Here is a 25,058-nt window from a genome sequence, read left to right as displayed (position 1 = left end):
GGTCTCACCCGAGGCACCGTGGGCGCCCGCATCGACGCGGCGCGCAACTCGATGAGGAGAACAATCACATGATCAGCAGAAGGCTCCCCCTTGCCTCCGCGGCGCTGCTCGCCGTCGGAGCACTCGCCCTCTCGGGCTGTACAGCAGGCGACACCGGCGGCGGCTCGGACGGCGACGGCGCCGCGATGACCCTCTGGCACAACTCCACCACCGGTCCCGGCGTCGAGTTCTGGGAGGCCACGGTCGCCGACTTCGAGAAGGCGAACCCCGGTGTCACGATCGAGATCCAGTCGATCCAGAACGAGGACCTCGACGGGAAACTCCAGACGGCCCTCAACTCCGGCGACGCCCCTGACATCTTCCTGCAGCGCGGCGGCGGCAAGATGGCCGCGATGGTGAAGGCCGGTCAACTCAAGGATCTGACCGACGCGATCACGGGGCCCGCGGCCGAGGAGATCCCGGACGCCGCCTACTCGGCGAACAGCCTCGACGACAAGATCTACGCGATGCCGGTCGCCGTGCTCCCCGGCGGGCTCTTCTACAGCCAGGATCTGTTCGACGAGGCCGGGATCACCGAGAACCCCACCACGATCGACGAGCTGGAGACGGCGACGGAGGCGCTCAAGGCCGCCGGCATCGATCCCGTCGCCCTCGGTGCGAAGGACGCCTGGCCCGCAGCCCACTGGTACTACTGGTTCGCCCTGCGCGAGTGCAGCCCCGAGACCCTCGCCCAGGCCGCCGACGAGATGAACTTCGACGACGACTGCTGGATCCGCGCCGGCGAGGACCTGCAGGACTTCGCGGCGACCGAGCCGTTCAACAGCGGCTTCCTCACCACGACCGCACAGCAGGGCGCGGCGAGCTCCGCCGGCCTCATCGCGAACCACCAGGCGGCGATGGAGCTGATGGGCGCCTGGAACCCCGGGGTCATCGGCTCGCTGACGCCCGACCAGAAGCCGCTCGCCGATCTGTCCTGGTTCCCGTTCCCCGAGGTCGAGGGCGGCGAAGGACTCCCCGGATCGATGATGGGCGGGGTCGACGGCTACTCCTGCTCGGTCGACGCGCCCGATGCGTGCGTCGACTTCCTCAACTATCTGGGCACCTCCGAGGTGCAGACCGCGTACTACAAGGCGTTCAACGCCCCGCCGGTGAACACGGTCGCCCAGGAGGCGGTCACCGAGCCGTACCTCCAGACGATCCTCGAGGCCTACAACGCGGCGCCCTACGCCTCGCAGTGGCTCGACACGGTCTACGGGCAGAACGTCGGCAACGCGCTCAACGTCGCGGTCGTCACCATGCTCGCGGGTCAGGGGACGCCGGACGACATCGTCAAGGCTGTCAAGGATGCCGCGGCGAAGGCGTGAGGCGGCAGCCCGGCTGGAAGTGATCCTTCTGGCCGGGCCCGCCCTGCTCGTCTTCCTCGCCTTCGTCATCTTCCCGGTGCTGATGGCCGCGTACTACGGCTTCTTCAGCTGGCAGGGGTACGGTCCGCCCACGGATTTCGTCGGCTTCAAGAACTACCTGACGATCCTGCAGGATCCGCTGTTCCACGATGCGCTCGCGCACAACGGCGTCATCCTGGTGATGTCGCTGGTCCTGCAGGGACCGGTGGCGATCCTGCTCGCCCTGCTGCTCAACCGGCGGATGCGCGGACAGTCGCTGATCCGCGTGCTGATCTTCGTGCCCTACGTGATCTCCGAGGTCGTCGTGGGAACCGGATGGAGCCTGATGCTCCAGACCAGCGGCGCTCTCAACGGGCTGCTGACGAACATGGGGCTGGGCTTCCTGGCGAATGACTGGCTGTCCGACCCCGGCATCGCGATCTGGACCCTGATGGCCATCATCACGTGGAAGTACGTCGGCTTCGCGGTCATCCTCTTCCTCGCCGGCCTCCAGGGGATCCCCGAGGAGCTGCACGAGGCCGCGGCGATCGACGGCGCCTCGTACTGGCAGATCCAGTGGCAGATCACCCTGCCGCTGCTTGCACCGACCCTGCGGATCTGGGCGTTCCTGTCGATCATCGGATCGCTGCAGCTGTTCGATCTCGTCTACATCATCTGGGGGCAGTACATCGCCTCCACCGCCGGCACGTCCACGATGGCCACCTACATGGTCTCGGAGGGCCGCAACGCCGGCAACTTCGGCTACGGGAACGCCGTCGCCGTCGTGCTGTTCCTGATCTCGCTCGTCGTCGCCCTCATCTATCAGCGGGCAGTGCTGCGGCGCGACACCGACGGCGCGCTCACCGGATCCGGAACCCGAAGGAAGAGGAGCACGCGATGACCGCCACCTCCGTACTCGTCAACCAGCGGGCGGGCCGCCGACGCGCAGCCCGGCCTCGGCTGCCCTGGGCGAACCCCGCCGTGTACTTCGTCGCGCTGATCGCCGTGGGGCTGATGCTGGCGCCGATCGCGTACATCATCATCGGCGGCTTCCGCACGAACGCGCAGATCACGACGGATCCGTCGGGGCTCCCGCAGCCGTGGGTGCTCTCGAACTACCTCGACGTGCTCACCGGCGGCATCTTCTGGAAGCAGGTGCTCAACTCGCTCATCGTCGCGCTCACGACGACGCTGGGCGTGGTGGCGCTCGGGCTGATGGCCGCGTACGTGCTGGCCCGCTACCGGTTCGCCGGCCGCGGAGTCCTCTACGCCTTCTTCGCGGCGGGCCTCATGTTCCCTCTCACCGTCGCGATCACCCCGCTCTACATCGTGGTGCGCAGCCTCGGGCTGATGAACTCCCTCGGCGGCGTCATCCTTCCGCAGATCGCGTTCGCCCTGCCGACCACGATCATCATCCTGGTGCCGTTCCTGCGGGCCATCCCCGACGAGATCCAGGAGGCGGCCTTCATCGACGGCTGCAGCCGGCTGGGCTTCTTCTGGCGGATGGTGCTGCCGCTGTCGCTCCCGGGAGTCATCACGACCGGCATCCTCGCCTTCATCGGCAGCTGGAACGGCTATCTGCTGCCGCTGTTCATCCTCAACGATGCGGCCGCGTTCACGCTTCCCCTCGGGGTGCAGTCGTTCGCGTCACAGTACTCGGTCGACACCGCGAAGGTGCTGGCATTCACGTCGCTGTCGATGATCCCCGCGCTCATCTTCTTCAGCCTGTTCGAGCGCCGCATCGTCGGAGGACTGACGGGCGCGGTGAAGGGATGACCGCGGTGCACCCGACGGCAGGACCCACGACCATGAAAGAGGCGACCGTGTCGCAGCAGAACCCCCGCCCGCGCCTCTCCGAGCGCGTGGAAGCCCTCCTCGTGCAGATGACGCTCGAGGAGAAGCAGGCCCAGCTCGTCGGCTTCTGGGTCGACCAGGGCGACGAGGTCGTGGCTCCCCTCGCCGGCGAGAAGAAGAGCTCGTCGAGGTACGAGGAGGCGAGTGCGGACGGGATCGGCCACCTCACCCGTGTCTACGGGACGCGCCCGGTCGACCCGATCGAGCGCGCGCAGTGGCTCTGGGCGGAGCAGGCGCGACTGCAGCGGGAGACCCGCCTCGGCATCCCCGCGATCGTCCACGAGGAGTGCCTGACCGGCCTCGCGGCGTGGAAGGCGGCGACGTTCCCGACGCCTCTGGCATGGGGCGCGTCCTTCGACCCGGAGCTCGTCGCAGAGGTGGGCGCGGCGATCGGCGACTCGATGCGGGCGCTCGGCATCCACCAGGGACTCGCTCCGGTGCTGGATGTGATCCGCGATCCGCGGTGGGGCCGGGTGGACGAGTGCATCGCGGAGGATCCGCTGGTCGTCGGCACCATCGGCACCGCCTACGTGCGGGGTCTGCAGTCCACCGGTGTGCACGCCACGCTCAAGCACTTCGTCGGGTACTCCGCGTCGCGCGCCGGCCGCAATCACGCTCCCGTGCACGCGGGGTCGCGCGAGATCGAGGACGTCCTGCTGCCGCCGTTCGAGCTGGCGGTGCGGGAGGGCGGGGCGCGCAGCGTGATGAACTCCTACACCGACATCGACGGCGTGCCCGTGGGAGCGGATCCGCGCTACCTCACCGGCGTCCTGCGCGATCGCTGGGGATTCGACGGGGTCGTCGTCTCCGACTACTTCGCGGTCGACTTCCTGCGCAGCATGCACCGGGTCGCCGCAGACTCCGCGGATGCCGCGCGCCTCGCGCTCACCGCGGGCATCGACGTCGAGCTGCCGTCGCCGGACGCCTATGTCACCCTCGCCGCGCAGGTGCGCGACGGCCGCCTGCCGCAGGAAGTCCTCGACCTCGCCGTGGGACGCGTGCTGGCGCAGAAGGAGGAGCTCGGACTGCTCGACGCCGACTTCTCGACGCCTCCGGCATCCGTCGATCTCGACTCACCCGCCCACCGCGCTCTCGCCCGACGCCTCGCGCAGGAATCGATCGTGCTGCTGAGCAACGACGGCGTCCTTCCTCTCGTCGACTCCGGCCCGTCCCGCATCGCGGTGATCGGCCCGAACGCCGACAGCGCGGAGGCGCTCATGGGCTGCTACTCGTTCGTCAACCATGTGCTCGCCCACCACCCGGAGGTGCCGGCCGGCATCGCGCTGCCCTCTGTCCTCGAATCGCTGCGCGAGGAGTTCCCGGATGCCGTGATCACGCACGCGGTCGGCAGCGATGTGGAGAGCGCGAACCGGAGCGGCCTCGCCGCCGCGGTGGCCGACGCATCAGCCGCCGACGTCGCGATCGTCGTCGTCGGAGACAGGGCCGGACTCTTCGGCCGCGGCACCGTCGGCGAGGGCAACGACGTCGAGTCGCTCGAGCTGCCCGGAATACAGCGCGAGCTCGTCGAGGCGGTCGTCGCGACCGGCACTCCGGTGGTCCTGGTCGCGATGACCGGGCGCCCCTACGCGCTGGACTGGGCTCTTCCGCCCCGGTCGGGCGCCGTCGGCGCGATGGTCGGTCTGGGAGCCGTGAACTCCTCGGCGCCGTCCTCGATTGCCGGTTCCGCCACGGACACCGCTCGCCCGGCGGCCGTGCTGCAGGCGTTCTTCCCCGGCGAGGAAGGCGGCCCCGCACTTGCGAGCCTGCTCAGCGGACGGGTGTCCCCCTCGGGGCGGCTTCCGGTGTCGATGCCGCGGTCGGCGGGCTCGCAGCCGTACTCGTACCTGCATCCCGTGCTCGGTGGTCGTGCCGACGTCACGAGCGCCGATCCGACTCCCGCACGGCCGTTCGGATTCGGTCTGGGCTACACGACCTTCACGCACGAAGACCTCACGGTCGCGGCGACCGCGACCGCCGGCGAGAACCTGCGGGTGTCGGTGCGGGTGCGCAACACCGGCGAGCGCGACGGGGTCGATGTCGTGCAGCTCTACACGCACGACGAGGTCGCCAGCGTCACTCGTCCGGTGGCGCAGTTGATCGCCTTCCGGCGCATCGGCCTCGCCGCGGGTGCCGAGGAGCTCGTGACCTTCGACGTGCCCGTGGATCGCCTCGCCTTCACCGGCGCCGACGGAACCCGCCGGGTCGAGCCCGGCGGATTCCGCCTCTGGGTCGGCGCCGCCTGCGATGACGAGGAGACCGTGGCGACGTTCGAGGTCGTCTAGGCGGACGTTCCGGCGACCTCGCGGAGGAACCCGGCGATGTGCTCCTGCAGCCGCAGGATGCGCATCTCGCGCGCGAGCTCGCGGTCGTAGCCCTGGTACGCCAGCGGCGGCAGGACGCGCACGTTGCGCGAGCAGCCGAACTCGGCGCAGGCGAGGTTGCCGACCGTGTCGCCCTTACGACCGGCGGGACCGGCCTTGCGGGCGACGAACAGCTGCACGTCGTTGCGGAGGGTCACGTCTTCGCACCACGAGCACTGTGCGCGGGAGAGAACGCGCTGCTCGGCGCGCTGCAGCACGACCCCGACCGGCGCATCGTCGATCCACGCCACGACGTACGCGCGGCGCGGCATCTTCGGATCGGTCCAGCCGAGGTAGTCGAGCTTGTCGAAGTCGAGCTCGGCGAAGTCGGCGGGCAGGGTGATGACGGAGACCTCTTTGCGGGAGGCGTTGATGAAGGAGGCGCGGATGGCGCGCTCGTCGATGGGACGCATGAGAGATGTGCTTTCAGGTGGTCGCCGCAGAGGGCGAGTCGATCAGGGGTGAGGTTCCCGGCGACGGACGCCGGGTATGACGCAGCACCGGCGACGGGGGTTCCGTCTCCGGCTGGACCTCAGCCTCTGTCCGCGGCGCGGAAGGCGCCTGCGGCTCCGTTCTGCCCCGAAAGGGCACTCATCGACAACAGCACCCGGCGAGCTTACACCCGTTTGTTTCACTCCGTGTCGGGGCGCCTACCGCCTCGCGGGATGCCGACCTACGCTTTCGGAAACGCCCGATCCGTCAATCCTGAAGGAGACCACCGTGTCCACGCCGCTGAACCGCCTTTCGCCCCTCCCGGTGCGTGAGCGTGCGGCGTGCATGTGCCAGCACGGCGACCGGTGCTCCTCGTTCGCGCCCGGCCACGCCCTGCACCTGATCCAAGCGCGCATCGCCTCGGCGACGCCGACCGAGTGGGTCGACGGCATCGTGGAGCAGGCGGATGCCGCGACCGGCGACCTCGTCGTGCGCAGCCTTGACGGCGCCGCGCACGCGCTGTGGAACGGCTCGGGCGCAGCACTGGAAGCAGCGCAGGGCACTCCCGTGGCCCTGCATGCGCGCTACGGCGTGCTGGCCGTCGGCCGCACGCAGTTCAACGTCGCTGCGGCCTGATCAGACGCTCGCCATCATCATGTCCTTCATGGCCATGCAGGCGTCCATGCAGGCCTGGCACGCCTGAGCGCACATCTTGCAGACCTCGCTGTGGTCGGCGTGCTTCATGCACTCGTCCATGCACAGCTGGCACATCGCGATGCAGGCGTTGAGCATCGACATCATGGTCGCCGGGGTCATCCCCTGCATCCGCATCATCGAACGCATCATGGTGCCTGCCATGTCGGCGCAGTTCATGCACGCCGGGGCGCAGTCCATCAGCTGAGTGGAGCACACCGTACAGGCCTGCTCGCAGGCCGAGCACGCGTCCATGCACGCCTGCAGGACGGACATGTCCATCATGGCCATGTCGTCGGTCATCGACTCCATGTTCTTCGACATGGCGCCCATCATCATCGAGTCCATCGCACACCGCTTCCTTCGTCGAGAGGTCCGCGGGCAGGACACCCGCCTGGCGCCAGGCTAGTCCTTCGATGAGCTCCCGTCGACGGGTGTCGCGCGGTGACACGGCATCCCGAGATTGTCAATCCCTTGGCCGACTCTCCGCCGATTTGCGAGGGTGTGTGTGCAAACGATCCGTCAAGGAGAGGAGCAGCACATGAGTGCCGCAGATGACATCAAGAACGCCGCCGAGAAGGCCGCCGGCAAGGCGAAGGAAGGCCTCGGCAAGGTCACGGACAACGAGCGGCTCGAAGCCGAGGGCAAGGCCGACCAGGTCAAGGCCTCGGCGAAGCAGGCCGGCGAGAACGTGAAGGACGCCGCCAAGACGGCTTTCGACAAGTGAGGCCCGCCGACGGGCGGGCCTCACTTGCTGGGGTCAGGCCCGTCGGCTCCCACTGATCGCACGGATCAACCAGGCGATCACAGCGATGGCCAGCAGGACCAGTCCGACCCAGAGCAGGAACTGAAGCGACTGCACGAGTCCGCCGGTGATCGCGAGGATCACAGCGACGACGATGACGATGATCAGCAGAATGTTCATCAGATTTCCTTTCGCCGGGGCACAGTGCGCCCGTCTACAGCGACCAAACGTAGCCACGTACGACTTTCCCCGTCAGGGGGTTGACTCAGGTGCCTCCCAGGTGCCATCGGGAGGAGACACGGATCATGCCAGGACGACGGAACAACTCGCTGAAGGATCCGGAGCTGTACGAGGAGCTCCGCGACGACGGGGCGTCCAAGGAGAAGGCGGCACGCATCTCGAACGCCGCGGCACGCGACGGACGCAAGGCGGTCGGTCGCCGCGGCGGAGAGTCGGGCGACTACGACGACTGGACGGTCCCCGAACTGAAGAAGCGCGCCAAGGAGCTGGGCCTCACCGGCTACAGCAGCAAGCGCAAGTCCGAGCTGATCTCCGCGCTCCGGAACCACTGAGCGCGCCATGGCGCGATTCGGCATCGAGGAGGAGTTCCTCCTTCTCGACGAAGACGCCCTCGTGCCGCTGGCCATGGCCGCAGGCACCCGTGAACGATTCACGCGACTCCGTACCGGAGGGAGCGTCACGGCCGAGTACCTCACCTCGCAGCTCGAGACCGCGACGGAGCCGGTGCATGACCGCGCGGATGCCGAGGCACAGCTGCGTCACCTCCGAGCGATCGTGGGCTGGCATGCGCAGGAGCAGTACGCCATCGCGGCTGCCACGGGCAACCCCTTCGCAACCACGCGCTCATCCGTCATCTCCCCGTCGCCGCACTACGACGACGTCGCTCGCCGACTCGGGCACCTCAGCCGGGACCACGAGGTGAACGGCCTGCACGTGCACGTCGAGATCGCCGACGATGAGGAGCGGGTCCGCGCACTCAACCGGATCCGCGGCTGGCTCCCCGTGCTGCTGGCCCTCACCGGCAACAGTCCCTTCGCCGACGGCCTCGACACCGCCTTCTCCAGCTGGAGGAGTGTGCTGATCCACCGCCTCCCGTCGTCCTGGAGTCCCCCGCGGTTCCACGACCTCGAGGACTATCGGGGCCGCATCCGGCAGCTCCTTGACCTCGATGCGATCGGCGAGACGTCGTCGCTCTCGTGGGCGGTGCGCCTGTCGGAGCGGTTCCCCACGGTCGAGGTCCGCGTCTTCGATGCGCAGCTGGAACCCGAGGACTCCGTGTTCGCCGCCCTGCTCTGCCGTGCCCTCCTGCTGTCCGACGACCGATCGCTGCACGGCGACCGCCTCGACGGCATCGATGCCTCGCTCTGGACCGCCGCACGCTCGGGCATGGACGCCCGCATCATCGATCCCACGACGGGCGAGGCGGCCGACGCCTGGGTCGTCGTCGATCGGATGCTGGCTGCCGGCACGCCTGCGCTGCAGGAGTTCGGCGACGAGGAATTCGTCTCGGAACACCTCGCACGGCTCCGCGTCGACGGCACCGGCGCCGCGCGGCAGCGGCGCGCTCTCGAGACCGACGGGACCCGCGGCCTGGCCGCCCTCCTCCGTGCCGGGACCCCGGCGCCGATCACCGGACGGGATCGCACGCCGACGCCCTGATCCGCACCGACCCCGACGTCCGCCGCCGGGAGTAGTCTCGGCCTGTGGCATCCTTCGCCCCTGTTCAGCGTCTCGTGATCTCGATCGCGGTGCTCGCCTCCTTCGTCACCTTCCTCGACGGCACGGTCGTCAACGTCGCGCTGCCGGCGATCAGCCGGGAGATCGGGGGCGGCATCACCACTCAGCAGTGGGTGGTGGACGCCTACCTGATCACCCTGAGCGCGCTGATCCTCCTGGCCGGCTCCGTATCGGACGCGTATGGACGCGTGCTGGTGATGCGCATCGGGCTGATCGCCTTCGGCGTGGCATCCATCGCGGTCGCGGCGTCGTTCGATCCGCTGACGCTGATCATCGCGCGCGCGGCGCAGGGCGCGGCGGGGGCGCTCCTGGTGCCGAGCTCGCTGGCGCTGATCACGGCCACGATGCGCGGCGAGGTGCAGGCCAAGGCCATCGGCGTCTGGACGGCGTTCACGACCGGCGCGATGCTCGTCGGTCCGCTGCTCGGCGGCCTGTTCGTCGACTTCCTGTCCTGGCGCTTCGTGTTCCTCATCAACGTCGTGCCGATTGCGATCACCCTCGTGCTGCTGAGCCGCCTGCACCTGCCCGAGCACGAGCGCACCGCGAAGGTCGACTGGTGGAGCGGAGCGCTGTGCGCGCTCGGCCTCGGCGCCGTGGTCTTCGCGCTCATCGAACAGCCCAACCTCGGCTGGCAGTCCCCCGCGATCTGGCTTCCCGCTGTCGTCGGCGTCGCCCTGTTCGTGATGTTCCTGCTTCGTCAGCGTGGAACATCGGCGCCGCTCATGCCGCTGTGGCTCTTCCGCGTGCGCGACTTCGGCTGGGGCAACCTGGCGACGCTCTTCGTCTACGCCGCGCTCTCGCTCAACGGCTTCGTCGTCGGCGTGTACCTGCAGCAGGGCGCAGGGCTCAGCGCCACGGCCGCCGGTCTCGCCAGCCTGCCGATGACGATCCTGATGATCCTGCTCAGCTCGCGCGCCGGCGCGTGGGCAGGACGCTGGGGCCCGCGCATCTTCATGACCGTCGGCCCGATCGTGATGGCCGCCGGAGCACTGCTGCTGCTCACGGTCGGCGCGGACTTCGACTACTGGTGGCAGGTGCTCCCGGCGATGATCGTGATGGGCCTCGGTCTGTCCCTGACCGTGGCCCCGCTCACCGCGGCGATCCTCGGCGCCATCGACGAGAAGCACTCCGGCATAGCCTCGGCCGTGAACAACGCGGTGTCGCGCGTCGCCGGTCTGCTCGTGGTCGCGATGCTGTCGACCATCGTCGGCGGAGCGCTCGACCTCGGCGGATTCCACAACGCCGCCTGGGTCACCGCGTCGCTGCTGGTGCTCGGCGGCGTCGTGTCGTGGATCGGGATCCGACGGAACCCGGCCGAGGTCGCGCCGGCGGAGGCTGCGGCATCCGATCTCGATCCTCGGTGACCCTCCGCCTCATCGACCTCATTGACCCTGTCGGCGGCCGCGCGCACACTGGAGGCACCGTCTTCCCGCAACCGGAGGTCACCGTGAGCACTGCCCAGACGCCCCTTCCGCCCGTCGTCGACGCCGAGACCTGGCAGCGTGAGCTCGACGAACTGCGGGTGCGCGAGAAAGCCGCCACCCGGGAGCTCGACGCCATCGCGGCGCAGCGCCGCCGTCTTCCGATGGTGCGGATGCCGGAGTACACGCTCGTGGGCGCCGACGGCCCGGTGCGGCTCGCCGACATCTTCGACGGACGCTCGCAGCTCATCGTCTACAACCACATGTGGTCGGACGGGAACGAGTGGCAGTGCCCGGGTTGCACCGGGTTCACGTCGCAGTTCACGCGCCTGGACTTCCTCGAGCGCTACTACGACGCGCGCTTCGTGATCGTCACGAACGGTCCGATCGACGAGGCCCTCGCCTACCGCGACCGCGTGGGGAACCGGATGGAGTGGTACTCGAGCGCGGACAGCACGTTCGGTGCCGACGTCGACGCGCCGCCCGACGCCGGGTTCGCGGTGAACGTGTTCCTGCGCGACGGCGACACCGTCTACCGCACCTGGCACACGAACGGTCGCGGGACCGAGCGCTTCAGCCATCTGCAGGCTCTCGTCGACGTCCTCCCCTACGGCCGGCAGGAGGAATGGGAGGACTCTCCCGAGGGCTGGCCGCAGCATGGCACCTACGACCAGGGCATGGGTTCGAAAGAGGTCGCGGCGCTGTACGGCGCCGGGAGCTGAGGCCGGGAGACACGAAGGGACCCGCGCACCGCGCGAGCCCCTTCGACGTCGGGCGTCAGGTGACGGGGCTGAGCGTCTTCGCGATGTGCGTGTGCACGGCCTTCAGCCAGGAGACGAGGAACTCGACGGTCGAGTCATCGGTGACCTCGCCGTCCTCGGTGAACAGTCCGTCGCGCATGTGGATGTACGCCTCGGGCTGCGACAGCTCGGGCGAGGCGAGGAACGACAGGATCGAGCGCAGTTGCTGCTGGGCGACCGCGGTGCCGATCGGTCCGATCGAGCCCCCGATGACGGCGGAGGGCTTTCCGGCGAAGCTGTTCTGACCCCACGGGCGGCTCGCGGTGTCGAGTGCGTTCTTCAGCACCCCGGGGAGCGACCGGTTGTACTCGGGAGTGACGAGGATGATCGCGTCGGACGCCTCGATGCCCTTCTTGAACTCGGCGGCTTCGGCCGGGATCGCGCTGTCGTGGTCGGCCGAGTAGAACGGGAGGTCGGCGATCGGGATCTCGGTCAGCGTGAGATCGGCCTGCGGGGCGAGCTTCACCAGAGCACGCGCGAGCCGGCGGTTGATCGAGGTCGAAGAGATGCTGCCGACGAGGAAGCCGACGTTGTAGATGGTCATACCGATGAGGTCCTTTCCAAGGTCCATGCAATTGCATGTAACGGCAACGATGCCTCCCCTCGGAGAATTCCCGATCGGCGGCGATAGATTTCTGGAATGCTCCGTCGACACGCCTTCGTCCGCGGTCTCCGCTTCGTTGCGGCCGCCGGAATCCTGCTCGGCCTCACCGGCTGCGCCGCGGCGACCGAGGCCCCGACGGCATCCGCTCCGTCCGGCGACTGGTCGCCCCCTCCCGCCGGAGCCGTGGTCGACTACCAGCTCGGCGGCGCGTACGAACCCGCCGCCGAGGTCGGCATCGTCGGGCGCGACCGCGCGGCCGAGCCTGCGCCCGGCATCTACTCCGTCTGCTACCTGAACGGCTTCCAGACCCAGCCGGGCGAGCTCGAGGCGTGGGACGTCGACCTGCTGCTGCATCGCGACGGCGACGTCGTGTTCGACCCGGACTGGCCGGATGAGGCGCTCCTCGACACGTCGACCCCGGATCGCCGCGAGCGGATCGCCGCGCAGGTCGTGGCATGGATCGAGGGCTGCGCGGATGCCGGATTCGACGCGGTCGAGTTCGACAACCTCGACACCTACACCCGCTCGGACGGGGCGCTCTCCCTCGACGACAATCTGGCGCTCGCCGTCGTTCTCGTCGACGCCGCGCACCGCGCGGGGTTGGCGGCCGGTCAGAAGAATTCCGCCGAAGACGCCGCCGTGCTGCACGAGCAGGCCGGATTCGACTTCGCCGTCACCGAGGAGTGCGCGGCCTACGAGGAGTGCGGGGCGTACACGGCGGTCTACGGAGATGCCGTGATCGACATCGAGTACACCGACGAGCTGCCTCGGACGTTCGCGGAGATGTGCGCCGACGAGAGCTCACCCGCGTCGATGGTCCTGCGGGATCGCGACCTGCTCACGCCCGCCGACGACGGCCACGTGTTCGAGGCGTGCGCGGACTGAGCAGCTGCCTGCCGACCTCCGGCGAGGCGGCTCTCAGACGATCCGCGCCCTGTCAACGGGCGCGCGCACGGGCACCGCGTGCGGGAGTCTGGGCATCCGACCCGAGAGGACACATCTCATGACCGACCCCCGCAGCTATCCCCAGGACTCCGGTCCCTTCGACGCCGCCGCAGAAGCCGCCGCCGAGACGCCCGCAGACGACAAGGTGTTCACCTCCGACGACGGCATCGACCACGAGGCCGGCGAGACCGACCCGCTCGAAGAAGGCGACTGACCGCGCGCACGCCACCGATCGACGGGCGGTCCGCCCCGGCTAGGCTGACCTCGTGACGAGGACGCAGGGGGTGGCGGCCGGCGTGCGTGATGCCGCGGCCGGAGCGGCGCGCACCGCGTTCAGCCGTCGGGCGCTACCGCTCTGGATCGCCGCCGCGGCGGTCGTCGGCCTGCTCGCCGGCTTCATCGGCTTCGGAGGACTCGCTCCGGCATCCCGGACACCGGCCATGGTCGCGGCCGGCGATGAGGCGCGCACCTCGCTGTACACCGTCTCGGTGCTCGACGTGGAGCTCGCGGACACGGTCGAGAGCCAGTTCCTGGAGGCCGGGCCCGGCGAGACCCTGCTGCTGGTCACTGTTCGCCTGGAGAACCTGTCCGACCGCGCGGTCGGCGTCGAGCGCTCTGCCGACCGGGTCGAGTCCCGCCTGATCGTCGGCCGTGAGCCGATGCTCGCGCTCTCCGGCGTGACACCCACCGACACGGCGCGGTCATGGCGCGCGGACGAGTCCACCCGGGCGGTCATCCTGCAGCCCGGCGTGCCCGCGGAGGTGACCATCGCCTGGCCGGTCCGCGACGATGCCGCCACCGCCGCTGCCTTCGACGAGGGCGCCGTGCGGCTCGATGCCTACGACGCCGTGGAGCAGTCCGGTCAGGTGATCCTCGCGGCATCGACGATCACGTGGCGCCGCGCCGAACTGCGTGCGCAGCTGGATCTGGACGTGGTGCCGTGAGCCGTCGGGCGCGCAGGGCGGTGCCCTGGTTCTTCGGGGCCGGGCTCCTCGCGGTCGCCGCCGTGGCGACCGCGATCACCCCGCCGGAAGCGGCGCTGCGGGACCCGTTCCCTGTCGGCGCGGCCGACGACGGGATCGCGACATCCCGCACGCTGGCCGCCGCGGTCGTCGATGTCGACCGCACCGGGCGCATCACGATGGCCGATGCGGAGTGGGAGGCCGAGGGCAACTGGCTCGTCGTCACGCTCAGCGTCTCCGCCCCGACCACCGAGGTCGATGCGGCGATCGGCGTGGCCAGCCTCCTGATCGACGGGCGGCTGTTCCAGGCGAGCGAGCGGCCGCCGGCGACGCTCGTCGGCACCGAGCTCCGCGTGGGAACGGATACGGTCGGGATGCTGGCCTTCGAGCTGCCCGCCGACCTTCGCTCCGGAACCGGAGAGCTGCGCCTGAGCGGCCGCTATCCGACGCCCGAACTCGACGACGTGGTCGTCTTCCCGGTCGATCTCGCCGACGTGCCGACCGCCACCGCCGTCGAGATCGACGAACCCCGGTTGGGTGCGCCATGACGTCGTGGTGGCACCGCCAGCGCGTCGCGCTGATCGCCCTTCTCGTGGCCGTCGTCGCGGTCGTCGGCGTGCACGTGTGGTTCGACGTGTTGCCGGCCTCGACCGACGACACGGCCGTGATCGACGCGCGGAACGGATCCGCCGAGATCGCCGGACAGTCGCTCGCTCTGGACTCCGCGCGCTGGGACGAGTTCGACGCTCCGGTCGGCTCCCGCACCCTCAGCATCCGCATCGAATCCGGCGGCGGCTCCGATGCGACGACCTGCGGGCTGTTCACGCTCGCCGAGGCAGAGGGCGCCCGCGTCTGGAGCAACGCGCGCTCCGTGCTGGACGTGCCGTTCGATGCGGGCGAGTCCTTCTGTCAGGAGGAGTCAGGTCCGTACGTCATCCTCGCCGTGTTCCTGCTGCCGGACGACGCCGAGGGGCCGTTCGTGCTCGAGATCCCTGGCGACGGCGAGGTCGCGCGGTTCCCCGTCGAGCTCTGACTCGCGCGTTCCCATCTCGGCCCCCGGTCGGCCGATGACCGCGTCGAAGGCGGTGGCCACGATCGCGACGCGCAGCGGTTCGGCGATCACACCGACCGCGACGAGGAGCAGCGGGAGGAAGCTCGACCAGAACGCGACCTCCTGGCCTCCGAAGAGGCCGAGCATCGCTCGCGATCCGTGCTGCTCCGCCCAGGCCCATACCGCGTAGGCCAGCGCGAGGCATCCGAAGATGACAGGTCCGCCCCGCCAGAGCAGGGCCACCGCCGCCCACAGCTCCTCGAATCGTTGGGCCACGATCCGGGTGAGTCGGGACACCGTGCCCTTCGGCGACTCCTCGAGGCGACGGAGCACGGGCGGCGTCGTGTCGAACGTGGCGCCGTAGGTGACGCCGGCGATGGTCAGCCACGCCGCGGGGAAGAGGACGGCGGCGACGAGGACGCCGATGAGCCACAGCGCGCCCTCCCACAGCGCCGCGACCGGCACGAGGTTCGCTGCGAACCAGTCGCCGATGCCTTCGAGCCACACGGCTCCGGCACGCTCACCGATCCACTCCTTCGCATTCGCCCACCACTGACCCACGAGCGTGAAGAGCATGAAGGTCCAGAGCACCTCGGCGTAGGCGGCGACGACGAGCGTCCACGACGGCAGCCGTCCGCCGAATCGGGCGATCAGGATGCGGACGGCGAGGGCGATCACGAGCACGGCGACCGGCAGCACGCCGATCGAGACGAGACCGCCGCGATCGCCCAGCTGCGCGAGGTCGTATCCGGCGTCGCGCAGCGCGATGCTGCTCGCGATCCGGAAGAACTCGATGAGGTCGGCGTCGAGCATGCCCCAGGCGGCGGAGAACGTGAAGAAGGGCAGGATCGCGGTCAGGATCGCCTGGGCGAACCGACGCGGGCCGGCAGCCTCTTCACCCGCCGCATGCGGGAGCGACGGCTGCACCGTGAGGTACATCGCGACGTACGAGATGAGCCGCGCCGCGACCGCCAGCGGCAGCAGGAGCAGCCCACCGAGCGTGGTGAGCCCGCCGACGAATCCGGCCAGCTGCAACAGGAGCTGGTGCACGGCCTCGCCGCCGAGATACCAGGCCACCAGCGCGGGCCAGTGCCGCGCGAGGATGCGCCCGAAGGTGCGGAGGGCCTGGAGCATGCCCCCACCGTATCGGCGATCAACCGCACGCGCTCATCGCAGCACCGGCTCCGGCAGCCGCCGAGCGGGACGTGCGAGACCGAGCCGATCGCGCAGCGTGCTCTCCTCGTACGCGGTGCGGGTCAGGCCGCGGCGCTGCAGTTCGGGCACGACGAGGTCGACGAAATCGCGGAAGCCCTGCGGCTGCGTGAGCGCCTGCACGACGAACCCGTCAGCGGCGCCGTTCTCGAAGCGCTCCTGCACGTCGTCGGCGATCTCTCGTGCACTGCCGACCGAGACCGACTCCCAGAACGACTCCGCGTAGAGGTCGCGGGCTGTCAACCGCTCCCCCGACTGCAGGCGGGCCAGCCGGCGATTCGGCGACTTCGACTCGTTGGCGATGTCGCTGTCGGTGCCGGCGCCGGGGGCGACGACGATCACGGCATCCGGATCGTCGGGCAGCGCCTGCCCGATCGAGTGCGCCACGTCTTCGACGACGATCGCATCCGGCGTCGAGGACAGGATGCCGGCGGCGATCGTGCGCGCCTCCTCCGTGGTCTCCGCGACGACCGGTCGCAGCTGCGGGAGGATCGCGAGGTCGTCGGCGTCGCGGCCGTGCGCCACCACGCGAGCCTTGAGCCCGGCGTAGAAGCGCTGCGCCTCGGCGAGCGGGAGCGAACGGGCGAACACGGCGTCCGCTGTGGCGGCGGCGAGCTCCTGCCCGGCATCCGACCCGCCGGCCTGGAACAGCACCGGATATCCCTGCGGCGGCCGGCTCACATTGAGCGGGCCGCGCACCGCGAAGTGCGCGCCGCGGTGCTCCGGGGTGTGCAGCTTGTCGGGATCGGCGAAGATCCCGCTCTCCTGGTCGGCGAGGATCGCATCGTCGGCCCAGCTGTCCCACAGCTGCTGCACGAGGGCGACGAACTCGGCGCCGCGCTCGTACCGCAGGGCGTGATCGAGGTGCGCATCGCCGCCGAAGTTACGGGCCTCCTCGGGGTACCGGGACGTGACCAGGTTCCATGCCGCCCGCCCCTGGCTGATGTGGTCGAGCGAGGCGAGCGCTCGCGCCACGTGGTACGGCTCGTTGTAACTGGTCGACACCGTGGCGGCCAGGCCGATGCGGCTCGTGCGCGCGGCGAGCGCCGACAGGAGGGTCAGCGGTTCGAGCCTGGTCTGGCCGTAGTGGTCGACGCCCGACGGGAAGCGGTCCCAGAAGTAGAGGCCGTCGGCGAGGAAGATCGTGTCGAACACCCCGCGCTCCGCCGTCTCGGCGAAGTCCGCGTAGTAGTCGACGTCGACGTGCCGGTGCGGCTCCGCCGTCTCGTGACGCCAGCCCGACACGTGCGAGCCGCCCGGGTGGAAGAGGAAGGCTCCGAGGAGCAGTCGACGGGTCATGCGGCGTACCTTCCGGCGGGGCGTTCGAGTCCGAGATTCTCCCGCAGCGTGCTGCCAGCGTACTCGCGCGGGTAGATGCCGTGGTCGGTGAGCCGAGGCACGATGTGCTCGACGAAGCGGTCCAGGGTGTCGGGCAGCGTCGGCGCCATCAGGATGAACCCGTCGGCGGCGCGCTGCTCGTATCGCTCGATGAGATGTGCCGCGAGAGTGTCGGGCGTGCCGACGGTGAACCTCTTCCGCAGCACCTCCCAGGCGAGCTCGCGCAGCGTGTACGGGCGCGTCGCCAACAGGTCGGCGATCGCCTGATACCCGGACTTCGACTGGTTGAAGCCCTCGAGGTCGAAATCGAACGTGAACGGCTCGTCGACGTCGCGCTCCCCCAGGTCGACGCCCAGATAGTGCGCGAGCAGATCGACCTGCACGCGCTCGGGCGTGAGATCGGCGAGCTCGCGGAATCGCTCCTCGGCATGCGCCTGCGTGTCCCCGATGATGGGCGAGAACCACGGAAGGACCTTCAGGTCGTCGGCCGCACGGCCCGCCGCGACGGCGCGGTTCCTGTAGTCGTCGTACAGGTCGCGTCCGGCGGCGAGCGATCCGCCTCCGAGGGTGAAGACGGCGTCCGCCGTACGCCCGGCCAGAGCACGCCCGGCCTCCGAGGCACCGGCCTGGAACAGCGGCGGATGACCCTGCACCGGACGCGGGATGTTGAGAGGGCCGCGCACCGAGAAGTGCTCGCCGCGGTGCTCCAGGACGTGCAGCTTGGCCCGGTCCGCATAGCGTCCGGACGCCTTGTCGAAGACGAAGGCGTCGTCCTCCCAGCCGTCCCAGAGGCCGTTGACGACCTCGACGAACTCCTCGCCGCGTGCGTAGCGGATGCCGTGCTCGAGGTGCGCCTCACGACCGAAGTTGCGGGCCTCCTCGTCGCTCGCGCTCGTCACGAGGTTCCACGCCGCGCGCCCTCCGCTCAGGTGGTCGAGCGAGGCGAGTTTTCGGGCCACGTGGAACGGCTCGTTGTATGTCGTCGACACGGTCGCCGCGAGCCCGATGTTCTTCGTCCGCTGCGACAGCGCGCTGAGCAGGGTGAACGGCTCGAGACGCACGTTCGTGCCGTGCTCGATGCCGGAGCGGAACCGATCCCAGACGTACAGCTCGTCGGCCAGGAACAGGGTCGCGAACCGACCGTCCTCCGCCGTGGCGGCGAAGCGGGTCCAGTAGTCGAGGTCGAGGTAGGAGTGCGGATCCGCCCCCGGCGACCGCCACCCCGTGATGTGCTCGCCTCCCGGGTAGAAGACGCCGGCGGCGAGCACGAGCGGCGCGCGGCTCATGCGGCCACCGCCGCACGGGTGGCACCGGCGAGCGCAGGGGCGACCTCCGTCGTGAAGAGCTCGAGCGCGTCCTTCTGCTCCTCGAGGTCGCGATAGAGGCCGTCGAGCTGCAGCTGCACGTGCGTCGTGAACGCGAACGCCGGATGCCGCGCGATCGAGGCGGCGATGTCGTCCGCTGTTCCGTAATGCAAGGTGAGCCGGTCGGCGATCTGCGCCGTCGAGTGGGCCTCCGGCAGGAAGTCCCTCGCCCACTCCCACTTCGCGTGCAGCCCGTCCTCCGCGCGAGAGAGCGCCTCCTCCCTGCTGCGGCCGGGGAAGATCCAGGTCGAGAGCCCCAGGCGCGGGACACCCCCGTCCTCGACGCCCTGGTGGTACGCCGCGGCGGAGATCTCGGCCGGGACCACCTGGGTGGTGCCGATCAGGACGCCTTCGCCTCGTCGACCGGTCTCGAACGCGCTGCGCTCGGTGAGCGTCGTGTGCCACACGCGGTCGGCGAGCTCCGGTCGCGCCGGGGAGAGCACCTCTCCGTCGGCCGTGACCGGATGTCCGCGCAAGGCGGCCGTCAGCCGGTCCACCGCGGCGAGGTATGCCCTCCTGCTCTTCTCGCGGTCGTCGATGGGGGTGACGCCGAAGGCTGCGGCGGTCTGCGGCTGCCCGCCGTTCGCCAGCCCGAGCTCGACCCGGCCGCCGCTGATCGCGTCGAGCACGGCGGCATCCTCCGCGACCCGCAGCTCTTGCTCCAGCGGGAGGGTGATCGCAGCCGTTCCCAGGCGCAGCGTCGTCGTCCGTGAGGCGAGCGCACCGAGGAACACGAAGGGCGAGGGCAGTCCGCCCAGCCGCCCGGCATCCGGTCGGGCCAGGTGGAACTGTCGAACCCAGGCCGACTCGACACCGAGCGACTCGGCGTGCACGAACAGCTCCAGATGATCGAGGTAGGTCTGCTCCACGGCACCGCGATGATCGGCGAGGTGGGCGAACAACCCGATGCGGAGCGGTGCGGATGCGCCGGCGGGCGCGACGAGCGAAGACGCAGCGGTGGATGACATGGCGCCACGCTAGAGCGCCGCGAGCCTGTCGCGGAGGGCGCGGACACGCGAGGTCAGCGCGCGTCATCCGGAGTCATGCGCTGTCACGCACGGCAACCGGGCGACGGGGAGCGGTCGTCCTGGCCTTGGATGAATCCATCGTCAGCCCGAGGAGGACCGATGTCCGAGACCACCGCACCCGCCGCCGTGGAACCGCGCGAGAGTGCTCGGCTGGTGCGGCGCGTGCCGCTCACGGCGCCGACCTGGCGCTGGGAGCCGAGCGAGCGCTGGGTGCGCGGCTGGGTGGACGACCTCGCCGTCGTCGACTCCCGCCGCCCGATCCTCGTGTGGGAGCCCGACGCGAAGGTGCCCGAGTACGGCTTTCCGCTCGCCGACATCCGCACGGAGCTGCTGACTCCGGGAGAGCCACCCGCTGCCGCGTACTACCGGCCGAAGGGACCGGCCCGCCGCTGGTTCGACCTGACCGTGGGCGACCGCGTCATCCCGGCCGCGGCGTGGGCCTGGGACCTCGACGAGCTCGACGGCTTCCTCGCGGTGACCTGGTTCCCCGGTGTGCTCGACTGCTGGACCGAAGAAGAGGCCCGCGTGTTCGCGCACCCCCGCGACCCCCGCAACCGCGTCGACGCGCTGCCGTCCACGCGACACGTCGTGGTGCGCGACGGCGAGCGGGTGCTCGCCGAGTCGCGGCATCCGGTCATCGTCTACGAGACCGGACTCCCCAACCGCTACTACCTGCCCGCCGAGGACATCGACTTCTCCGCGCTGACGGAGATCGACGGATGGAGCGAGTGCCCGTACAAAGGCGAGGCGAGCAGCTACTGGGCGACAGTCGATCGTCCCGACCGCGAGATCGCGTGGTCGTACCCGACTCCTCTTCCGGTCATCGCGCCGATCGCCGGCCGCATCGCCTTCTACTCGGAACGACTCGACATCACCGTCGACGGCGTCGAGGTCGGCCGCCGTCGCGGTCGGCGGTCCGAGGTCGGCTTCGCGGATCCCCGCGGAGAAGCAGCACCCCAGAGAGAAGGAGCAGTGACATGACAGATGCAGCAGTACTCGACGCACCCGGGATCGCCACGAACGGCCTGGTGCACCTCGAACGGCACGACGGCGTCGTGGAGGTGTGGAGCGGCGACCGCCGGATCGCCTCGAGCGCGCGCGTGATCGAGCTCCATGAGGTCGATGTGCCGACGCGGCTGTACTTCCCGCGTGCCGACGTCGACCTCGCGCAGCTGCGGGCTATCGAGGGCACCACGTTCTGCCCGTTCAAGGGCGTGGCGAGTGACTACTGGGCCCTGGCCGACACCGACGAGGATGCCCCTGCGGCGTGGTCGTACCCGGAGCCGATCAGCGCCTTCGCCCCGATCGCGGGGCACATCGCCTTCTACGACACGCTCGAGATCCGCCTGGTCGGCGAGCGGGCGTGACCCGATGACCAGCACGGGGACCGCGCCGCGACGCGCCGACCGCCCGGTCGCCGACCCCGGCCCGGTCCCCGTGCGCATCCGGCACTCCAAGGGAGGGGGCGCGCTCGGCTTCTTCCAGACGACCGGCGATGTGCGCGCGTTCACATCGGCATCGCTCTTTCAGCCGGGCGCACGGGTCGACGTCGTCACGCGGTTCTCCGCGACGGTCGGGTTCCGCGGCAGCCGCGAGGCGTGGCGCGACCTCCGCGGCTTCGCCGTCAAGTTCCTCACCGACGACGGCGAGTACGACCTGGTCGGCAACAACTCCCCCGTGTTCTTCCTGCGCGACGAGGCCACGTTCGCCTCGCTGGTCGTGGCGCACAAGATGTACCGCGACGGCACCGTCTACGACTACGACCGGCTGTGGGACTTCTGGACCACGCATCCCGAGACCGCGCATCAGGTCGCTTGGCTGCTGAGCGACCGCGGCATCCCGCGGTCGTGGCGGCACCAGGACGGCTTCGGCTCGCACACCTATCAGTGGGTGAACGCCGGCGGCGAGCGTTTCTGGGTCAAGTACCACCTGCGGACGGACCAGGGCATCGAGTACCTGACCGAGGAGCAGGCCGACGCGATCGCCGACACCGAGGTCGACCACCAGCGCGCCGATCTGCGCGCGGCCATCGAGCGCGGCGAGCATCCGTCCTGGGCGCTCTCCGTGCAGGTGATGCCTTACGAAGAGGCGCGCACCGACGCGTTCAACGCCTTCGATCTGACGAAGGTCTGGCCCAAGGCCGACCACCCCCTGATCGAGGTCGGGAAGCTCGTGCTCGACCGCAACCCCGACGATGAGCTGGCCGAGATCGAGCAGGCCGCGTTCGCGCCGTCGAGCTTCGTGCCCGGCATCGGTCCGAGTCCCGATCCGATGCTGCTCTCACGCGTCGACGCCTACTGGCGCTTCCATCAGCACCGACTCATGGACGGCTTCGCGAGTCGGGCCGCCGTGTCGTTCACCGCGGTCGACGGCGGCTGGGACGACGACTTCGCCCGGCGCGCGCGGATCTGGGATCCCGACGACGACTTCCGTCAGGCGGGAGACCTCGTGCGCCGCGTGCTCGACGACGCCGCGCGTTCACGGCTGCGCGCGACCGTGGTGTCGCAGCTCGCGGACATCGTGGATCCCGCGATCCGCGAGCGGGCCCTGCTGTTCTGGGACCGCATCGACGCGGCCGAGGGCGCGGCGATCCGGGCGCAGGTCGACCCGGCCGTGGGCTGACCGCGCGCGAAGCCTCCCGATTCGCGCGCGGTCAGCGCCGTCCTCACGCGGCGACGATCTCCGTGACGCTTCGCGTCGTGCCGCCGCGCAGGCTTCGTGCGGCATCGACGAGGGATGCCGTGTACGGATGCCGGGGGTCGCCGAGCACCTGGTCGACCGCGCCGGTCTCGACGATCCGGCCATGACGCAGCACGGCCACACGGTGCGCGATGCGCCGGACCACGGCGAGATCGTGCGTGATGAACAGGTACGAGACCCCGGTGCGCTCCTGCAGCTCGACGAGCAGGTCGAGCACCTTCGCCTGCACGCTCACGTCGAGCGCCGACGTCGGCTCGTCGCAGATGACGAGCGGACTCCGGCCGGCGAACGCCCGGGCGATCGCGACGCGCTGCTTCTGTCCGCCGGAGAGCTCATCTGGCAGCTTGTCGAGCACCTCCGGCGAGAGCCCGGTGGATACGGCGAGCTCCTCCGGATCGGTCTCGCCGTGCAGCAGCTGAATAGAGCGCGCGAGCGTCTGGCGCACCGTCCGACGAGGATTGAGCGACGCGTCGGGGCTCTGGAACACGAACTGCACGGGCACCCGCGACGCGGCATCCGTCGTGTTCAGGGTCACGGCGCCGTCCGCGCGGCCGAGGCCGGCGATGACCCGTCCGAGCGTGGTCTTGCCGCTCCCGGACTCGCCGACCAGGCCGAGCACCTCGCCGCGGCCGATGTCGAGGCTCACGTCGTCGAGGGCGAGAGCCGACCCGTAGCGCTTGGTCACCCCGCGCACCGAGAGCAGCGGCTCGGCATGCGAAGGCGCCGCGGATCGCGAGGGAGCATCCAGAGGCGGGACCGCCGCCACGAGCAGTCGGGAGTAGGCATGCTGCGGCGCCTCGACCACGTCGCCCGCCTCGCCGTACTCGACGAGCTCTCCGTGCTCGAGCACGCCGATGCGCTCCGCATGGCTCGCGACGAGCGGCAGGTCGTGGCTGATCAGCAGTGTCGCGAAACCGCGCTCGCGCCGGAGTCGTCCGACGAGGGCGATGACGTCGGCCTCGACGCGGCTGTCGAGCCCGGTGGTCGGTTCGTCGAGGATCAGCAGGCGCGGGTCCGCGGCGAGCGCCATCGCGATCACCACGCGCTGCTGCTGGCCGCCCGAGAGCTCATGCGGGAAGCGGTGCACGAGCTGTGTCGGGTCGGGCAGCCCGACGTCGTCGAAGGCCGCGAACGTCGCCCGCCGCGCGGCCTCGGCGCGGAGGCCCTGCAGCCGATAGGTCTCGGCGACCTGGCTGCCGACGGTGCGGGTGGGGTTCAGCGCCCGCGCAGGCTCCTGGTAGACGAAGCCGATCCGGGTGCGGCGGTAGTCGCGCAGCGCACGCGTGCCCAGGCTCAGCACGTCGACGCCGTCCACCGTGAGGCGATCCGCCGAGATCACCGCTCCCGCCGGAAGGAAGCGCGCGAGCGCGAAGGCGATCGTGCTCTTGCCGGAGCCGGATTCACCGACCAGTCCGAGTGCGCCGTGTGGCGCCACGTCGAAGTCGACGCCGTCGACCGCGCGCTGCAGTCGTCCGTCGACCTCGTAGTCCACGGTCAGGCCGCGCACGCTCACCAACGGTTCGGTCATCGTCGGAACACCTCTCGGAAGTTGTCGGCGATCAGATTGAGAGAGACCACCAGCGAGGCGATCGCGAGCGTGGGGAACGCGAGCGTCCACCAGGCGGCCTGCAGATAGGTGCGGTTCTCATTCACCGCGAGTCCCCAGTCCGGCGACGGCGGCGCGGACGCGAGGCCGAGGAACGACAGGGACGAGGAGAGGAAGATCGCGCCGGCGATGCTCAGCGTGGCCTGCACGAGCACCTGCGGCCAGACGTTCGGCAGCAGCTCGCGGAAGATCAGCCGTGCGGCGCTCTCGCCCTGGATCCGTGCGCTCGGAACGTACTGCTTGCCCATCTCCACGAGCACGGCGGCCCGCACGATCCGCGCGATGCCGGGCGCGAAGAGGATGCCGACGGCGAGGATGATCGTCAGCGGGCTCCCCCCGAAGGCCCCGACGATCACGAGCAGGAAGATCAGGGTCGGCAGAGTGAGGAAGATGTCGAAGCCGCGCATGAACAGCTGATCGACCCAGCCTCGTCGATAGCCGGCGATGAGGCCGAGCGTCGACCCGAGCGTCGTGGCGAGCGCGGCTCCGAACGGCCCGACCAGCAGTGCGGGTTCGGCGCCGGCGAGCACGCGGGCGAAGACGTCGCGCCCGATCCGGTCGGTGCCGAACCAATAGGTAGCGCTCGGCGCGGACAGGCGCTGGCCCGTGTCGCCGAAGGGATCGAGCCCGAGAAGGCGCCAGCCTACGGCGGCGAACACCCAGAAGAGCACGATGACGGCGCTGATGGTGAAGCTGGGGCGGGCGAGGAGCGCGCGCCAGCGGCGCAGCTGCGACGAGCGGGAGCGGGTGGGGATCCGGAGCTCGGCGATCTCGGCATCCGGTCGTGATGCGGTGATGGTCAT

28 protein-coding genes are annotated in these 25,058 nt (G+C 70.1%); 18 read left to right on the top strand and 10 right to left on the bottom strand.

Annotation, left to right across the window (positions count from 1 at the left end; genetic code table 11):
- Positions 1–68 precede the first annotated feature (68 nt).
- From ABS642_RS18990 to ABS642_RS18975, 4 genes are all read left to right on the top strand, one after another.
- The gene (locus tag ABS642_RS18990; protein WP_282216105.1) at positions 69–1,364 is read left to right on the top strand and encodes an extracellular solute-binding protein; all 1,296 of its coding nucleotides are present in this window, start codon (positions 69–71) and stop codon (positions 1,362–1,364) included.
- On the top strand, positions 1,345–2,283 hold the full coding sequence (locus ABS642_RS18985; RefSeq protein WP_350351360.1) for a sugar ABC transporter permease: 939 nt from the start codon (positions 1,345–1,347) through the stop codon (positions 2,281–2,283). The genes ABS642_RS18990 and ABS642_RS18985 overlap by 20 nt, the downstream gene beginning before the upstream one ends.
- Entirely contained in the window at positions 2,280–3,158 is an 879-nt protein-coding gene (locus ABS642_RS18980) for a carbohydrate ABC transporter permease (protein ID WP_350351359.1), read from the top strand. The genes ABS642_RS18985 and ABS642_RS18980 overlap by 4 nt, the downstream gene beginning before the upstream one ends.
- Before the next feature lie 107 nt (positions 3,159–3,265).
- The gene (locus tag ABS642_RS18975; RefSeq protein ID WP_350353467.1) at positions 3,266–5,518 is read left to right on the top strand and encodes a glycoside hydrolase family 3 N-terminal domain-containing protein; all 2,253 of its coding nucleotides are present in this window, start codon (positions 3,266–3,268) and stop codon (positions 5,516–5,518) included.
- On the opposite strand, the gene ABS642_RS18970 is transcribed toward ABS642_RS18975, so the two are convergent.
- Positions 5,515–6,009 carry an FBP domain-containing protein gene (locus ABS642_RS18970; protein WP_282216102.1) on the bottom strand — a complete coding sequence of 165 codons (495 nt, stop codon included), beginning with the start codon at positions 6,007–6,009 and terminating at the stop codon, positions 5,515–5,517. The two genes, ABS642_RS18975 and ABS642_RS18970, sit on opposite strands and share 4 nt — an antisense overlap.
- Positions 6,010–6,316: 307 nt before the next feature.
- On the opposite strand from ABS642_RS18970, the gene ABS642_RS18965 reads away from it, so the two are divergent.
- A complete protein-coding gene (locus ABS642_RS18965; RefSeq protein ID WP_350351358.1) occupies positions 6,317–6,664 on the top strand; it encodes a hypothetical protein in 348 nt (115 codons plus the stop codon).
- Here ABS642_RS18965 and ABS642_RS18960 read toward each other — a convergent pair whose 3' ends face one another.
- Entirely contained in the window at positions 6,665–7,069 is a 405-nt protein-coding gene (locus tag ABS642_RS18960) for a hypothetical protein (protein ID WP_350351357.1), read from the bottom strand.
- 193 nt (positions 7,070–7,262) lie between these two features.
- Here ABS642_RS18960 and ABS642_RS18955 point away from each other — a divergent pair, with 193 nt between their 5' ends.
- Entirely contained in the window at positions 7,263–7,448 is a 186-nt protein-coding gene (locus tag ABS642_RS18955) for a CsbD family protein (RefSeq protein ID WP_116635548.1), read from the top strand.
- Between the two features lie 33 nt (positions 7,449–7,481).
- Here ABS642_RS18955 and ABS642_RS18950 read toward each other — a convergent pair whose 3' ends face one another.
- On the bottom strand, positions 7,482–7,646 hold the full coding sequence (locus ABS642_RS18950; protein WP_162836769.1) for a hypothetical protein: 165 nt from the start codon (positions 7,644–7,646) through the stop codon (positions 7,482–7,484).
- A gap of 125 nt (positions 7,647–7,771) precedes the next feature.
- Between ABS642_RS18950 and ABS642_RS18945 the strand changes: the two genes are divergently transcribed.
- The 4 genes from ABS642_RS18945 to ABS642_RS18930 all read left to right on the top strand — a co-directional run bounded on the left by ABS642_RS18945 (position 7,772) and on the right by ABS642_RS18930 (position 11,367).
- Positions 7,772–8,038, top strand: a complete 267-nt coding sequence (locus ABS642_RS18945; protein ID WP_282216098.1) for a Rho termination factor N-terminal domain-containing protein — start codon at positions 7,772–7,774, stop codon at positions 8,036–8,038.
- Positions 8,039–8,045: 7 nt separating this feature from the next.
- Positions 8,046–9,146 carry a YbdK family carboxylate-amine ligase gene (locus ABS642_RS18940; RefSeq protein WP_350351356.1) on the top strand — a complete coding sequence of 367 codons (1,101 nt, stop codon included), beginning with the start codon at positions 8,046–8,048 and terminating at the stop codon, positions 9,144–9,146.
- Positions 9,147–9,190: 44 nt separating this feature from the next.
- Positions 9,191–10,588, top strand: coding sequence for an MFS transporter (locus ABS642_RS18935; protein ID WP_350351355.1), 1,398 nt, complete (start codon positions 9,191–9,193; stop codon positions 10,586–10,588).
- Between the two features lie 83 nt (positions 10,589–10,671).
- Positions 10,672–11,367, top strand: a complete 696-nt coding sequence (locus ABS642_RS18930; protein WP_350351354.1) for a DUF899 family protein — start codon at positions 10,672–10,674, stop codon at positions 11,365–11,367.
- A 55-nt stretch (positions 11,368–11,422) separates the two neighbouring features.
- On the opposite strand, the gene ABS642_RS18925 is transcribed toward ABS642_RS18930, so the two are convergent.
- Positions 11,423–11,989, bottom strand: coding sequence for an NADPH-dependent FMN reductase (locus tag ABS642_RS18925; protein WP_350351353.1), 567 nt, complete (start codon positions 11,987–11,989; stop codon positions 11,423–11,425).
- A 96-nt stretch (positions 11,990–12,085) separates the two neighbouring features.
- On the opposite strand from ABS642_RS18925, the gene ABS642_RS18920 reads away from it, so the two are divergent.
- The 5 genes from ABS642_RS18920 to ABS642_RS18900 all read left to right on the top strand — a co-directional run bounded on the left by ABS642_RS18920 (position 12,086) and on the right by ABS642_RS18900 (position 14,989).
- The gene (locus tag ABS642_RS18920; protein ID WP_350351352.1) at positions 12,086–12,934 is read left to right on the top strand and encodes an endo alpha-1,4 polygalactosaminidase; all 849 of its coding nucleotides are present in this window, start codon (positions 12,086–12,088) and stop codon (positions 12,932–12,934) included.
- Between the two features lie 118 nt (positions 12,935–13,052).
- On the top strand, positions 13,053–13,208 hold the full coding sequence (locus ABS642_RS18915) for a hypothetical protein (protein ID WP_350351351.1): 156 nt from the start codon (positions 13,053–13,055) through the stop codon (positions 13,206–13,208).
- A gap of 52 nt (positions 13,209–13,260) precedes the next feature.
- On the top strand, positions 13,261–13,938 hold the full coding sequence (locus ABS642_RS18910) for a hypothetical protein (RefSeq protein WP_350351350.1): 678 nt from the start codon (positions 13,261–13,263) through the stop codon (positions 13,936–13,938).
- The gene (locus ABS642_RS18905) at positions 13,935–14,504 is read left to right on the top strand and encodes a hypothetical protein (protein WP_350351349.1); all 570 of its coding nucleotides are present in this window, start codon (positions 13,935–13,937) and stop codon (positions 14,502–14,504) included. The genes ABS642_RS18910 and ABS642_RS18905 overlap by 4 nt, the downstream gene beginning before the upstream one ends.
- Entirely contained in the window at positions 14,501–14,989 is a 489-nt protein-coding gene (locus tag ABS642_RS18900) for a hypothetical protein (RefSeq protein ID WP_350351348.1), read from the top strand. The genes ABS642_RS18905 and ABS642_RS18900 overlap by 4 nt, the downstream gene beginning before the upstream one ends.
- Here the strand turns inward: ABS642_RS18900 and ABS642_RS18895 are convergent.
- Genes ABS642_RS18895 through ABS642_RS18880 form a run of 4 tightly spaced genes read right to left on the bottom strand, consistent with a single transcriptional unit; the run spans position 14,876 to position 19,889 of the window.
- Positions 14,876–16,141, bottom strand: a complete 1,266-nt coding sequence (locus tag ABS642_RS18895) for a hypothetical protein (RefSeq protein ID WP_350351347.1) — start codon at positions 16,139–16,141, stop codon at positions 14,876–14,878. The genes ABS642_RS18900 and ABS642_RS18895 overlap by 114 nt on opposite strands.
- 33 nt (positions 16,142–16,174) lie before the next feature.
- Positions 16,175–17,518 (bottom strand): NtaA/DmoA family FMN-dependent monooxygenase, encoded by a 1,344-nt coding sequence (locus tag ABS642_RS18890; protein WP_350351346.1) that lies wholly within the window; start codon positions 17,516–17,518, stop codon positions 16,175–16,177.
- Positions 17,515–18,843: an LLM class flavin-dependent oxidoreductase gene (locus ABS642_RS18885; RefSeq protein ID WP_350351345.1), complete on the bottom strand. Its 1,329-nt coding sequence runs from the start codon at positions 18,841–18,843 to the stop codon at positions 17,515–17,517. The genes ABS642_RS18890 and ABS642_RS18885 overlap by 4 nt, the downstream gene beginning before the upstream one ends.
- Positions 18,840–19,889, bottom strand: coding sequence for an LLM class flavin-dependent oxidoreductase (locus ABS642_RS18880; RefSeq protein ID WP_350351344.1), 1,050 nt, complete (start codon positions 19,887–19,889; stop codon positions 18,840–18,842). The genes ABS642_RS18885 and ABS642_RS18880 overlap by 4 nt, the downstream gene beginning before the upstream one ends.
- 159 nt (positions 19,890–20,048) lie before the next feature.
- Between ABS642_RS18880 and ABS642_RS18875 the strand changes: the two genes are divergently transcribed.
- The 3 genes from ABS642_RS18875 to ABS642_RS18865 are packed head-to-tail and all read left to right on the top strand — an operon-like array spanning position 20,049 to position 22,571.
- Positions 20,049–20,930 (top strand): DUF427 domain-containing protein, encoded by an 882-nt coding sequence (locus tag ABS642_RS18875; RefSeq protein WP_350351343.1) that lies wholly within the window; start codon positions 20,049–20,051, stop codon positions 20,928–20,930.
- On the top strand, positions 20,927–21,316 hold the full coding sequence (locus tag ABS642_RS18870; protein WP_350351342.1) for a DUF427 domain-containing protein: 390 nt from the start codon (positions 20,927–20,929) through the stop codon (positions 21,314–21,316). The genes ABS642_RS18875 and ABS642_RS18870 overlap by 4 nt, the downstream gene beginning before the upstream one ends.
- A 4-nt stretch (positions 21,317–21,320) precedes the next feature.
- Complete coding sequence (locus tag ABS642_RS18865; RefSeq protein WP_350351341.1) at positions 21,321–22,571, top strand: catalase; 1,251 nt, start codon at positions 21,321–21,323, stop codon at positions 22,569–22,571.
- A 43-nt stretch (positions 22,572–22,614) separates the two neighbouring features.
- Here ABS642_RS18865 and ABS642_RS18860 read toward each other — a convergent pair whose 3' ends face one another.
- Both ABS642_RS18860 and ABS642_RS18855 read right to left on the bottom strand, forming a co-directional pair.
- Positions 22,615–24,177: an ABC transporter ATP-binding protein gene (locus tag ABS642_RS18860; protein ID WP_350351340.1), complete on the bottom strand. Its 1,563-nt coding sequence runs from the start codon at positions 24,175–24,177 to the stop codon at positions 22,615–22,617.
- Positions 24,174–25,058 carry an ABC transporter permease gene (locus tag ABS642_RS18855; protein WP_350351339.1) on the bottom strand — a complete coding sequence of 295 codons (885 nt, stop codon included), beginning with the start codon at positions 25,056–25,058 and terminating at the stop codon, positions 24,174–24,176. Before ABS642_RS18855 ends, ABS642_RS18860 begins: the two co-directional genes overlap by 4 nt.

This window comes from Microbacterium sp. A8/3-1 (assembly GCF_040267695.1).
Classification (GTDB): Bacteria; Actinomycetota; Actinomycetes; order Actinomycetales; family Microbacteriaceae; genus Microbacterium; species Microbacterium luteolum.
This window is presented reverse-complemented; position numbering and strand designations above follow the sequence as displayed.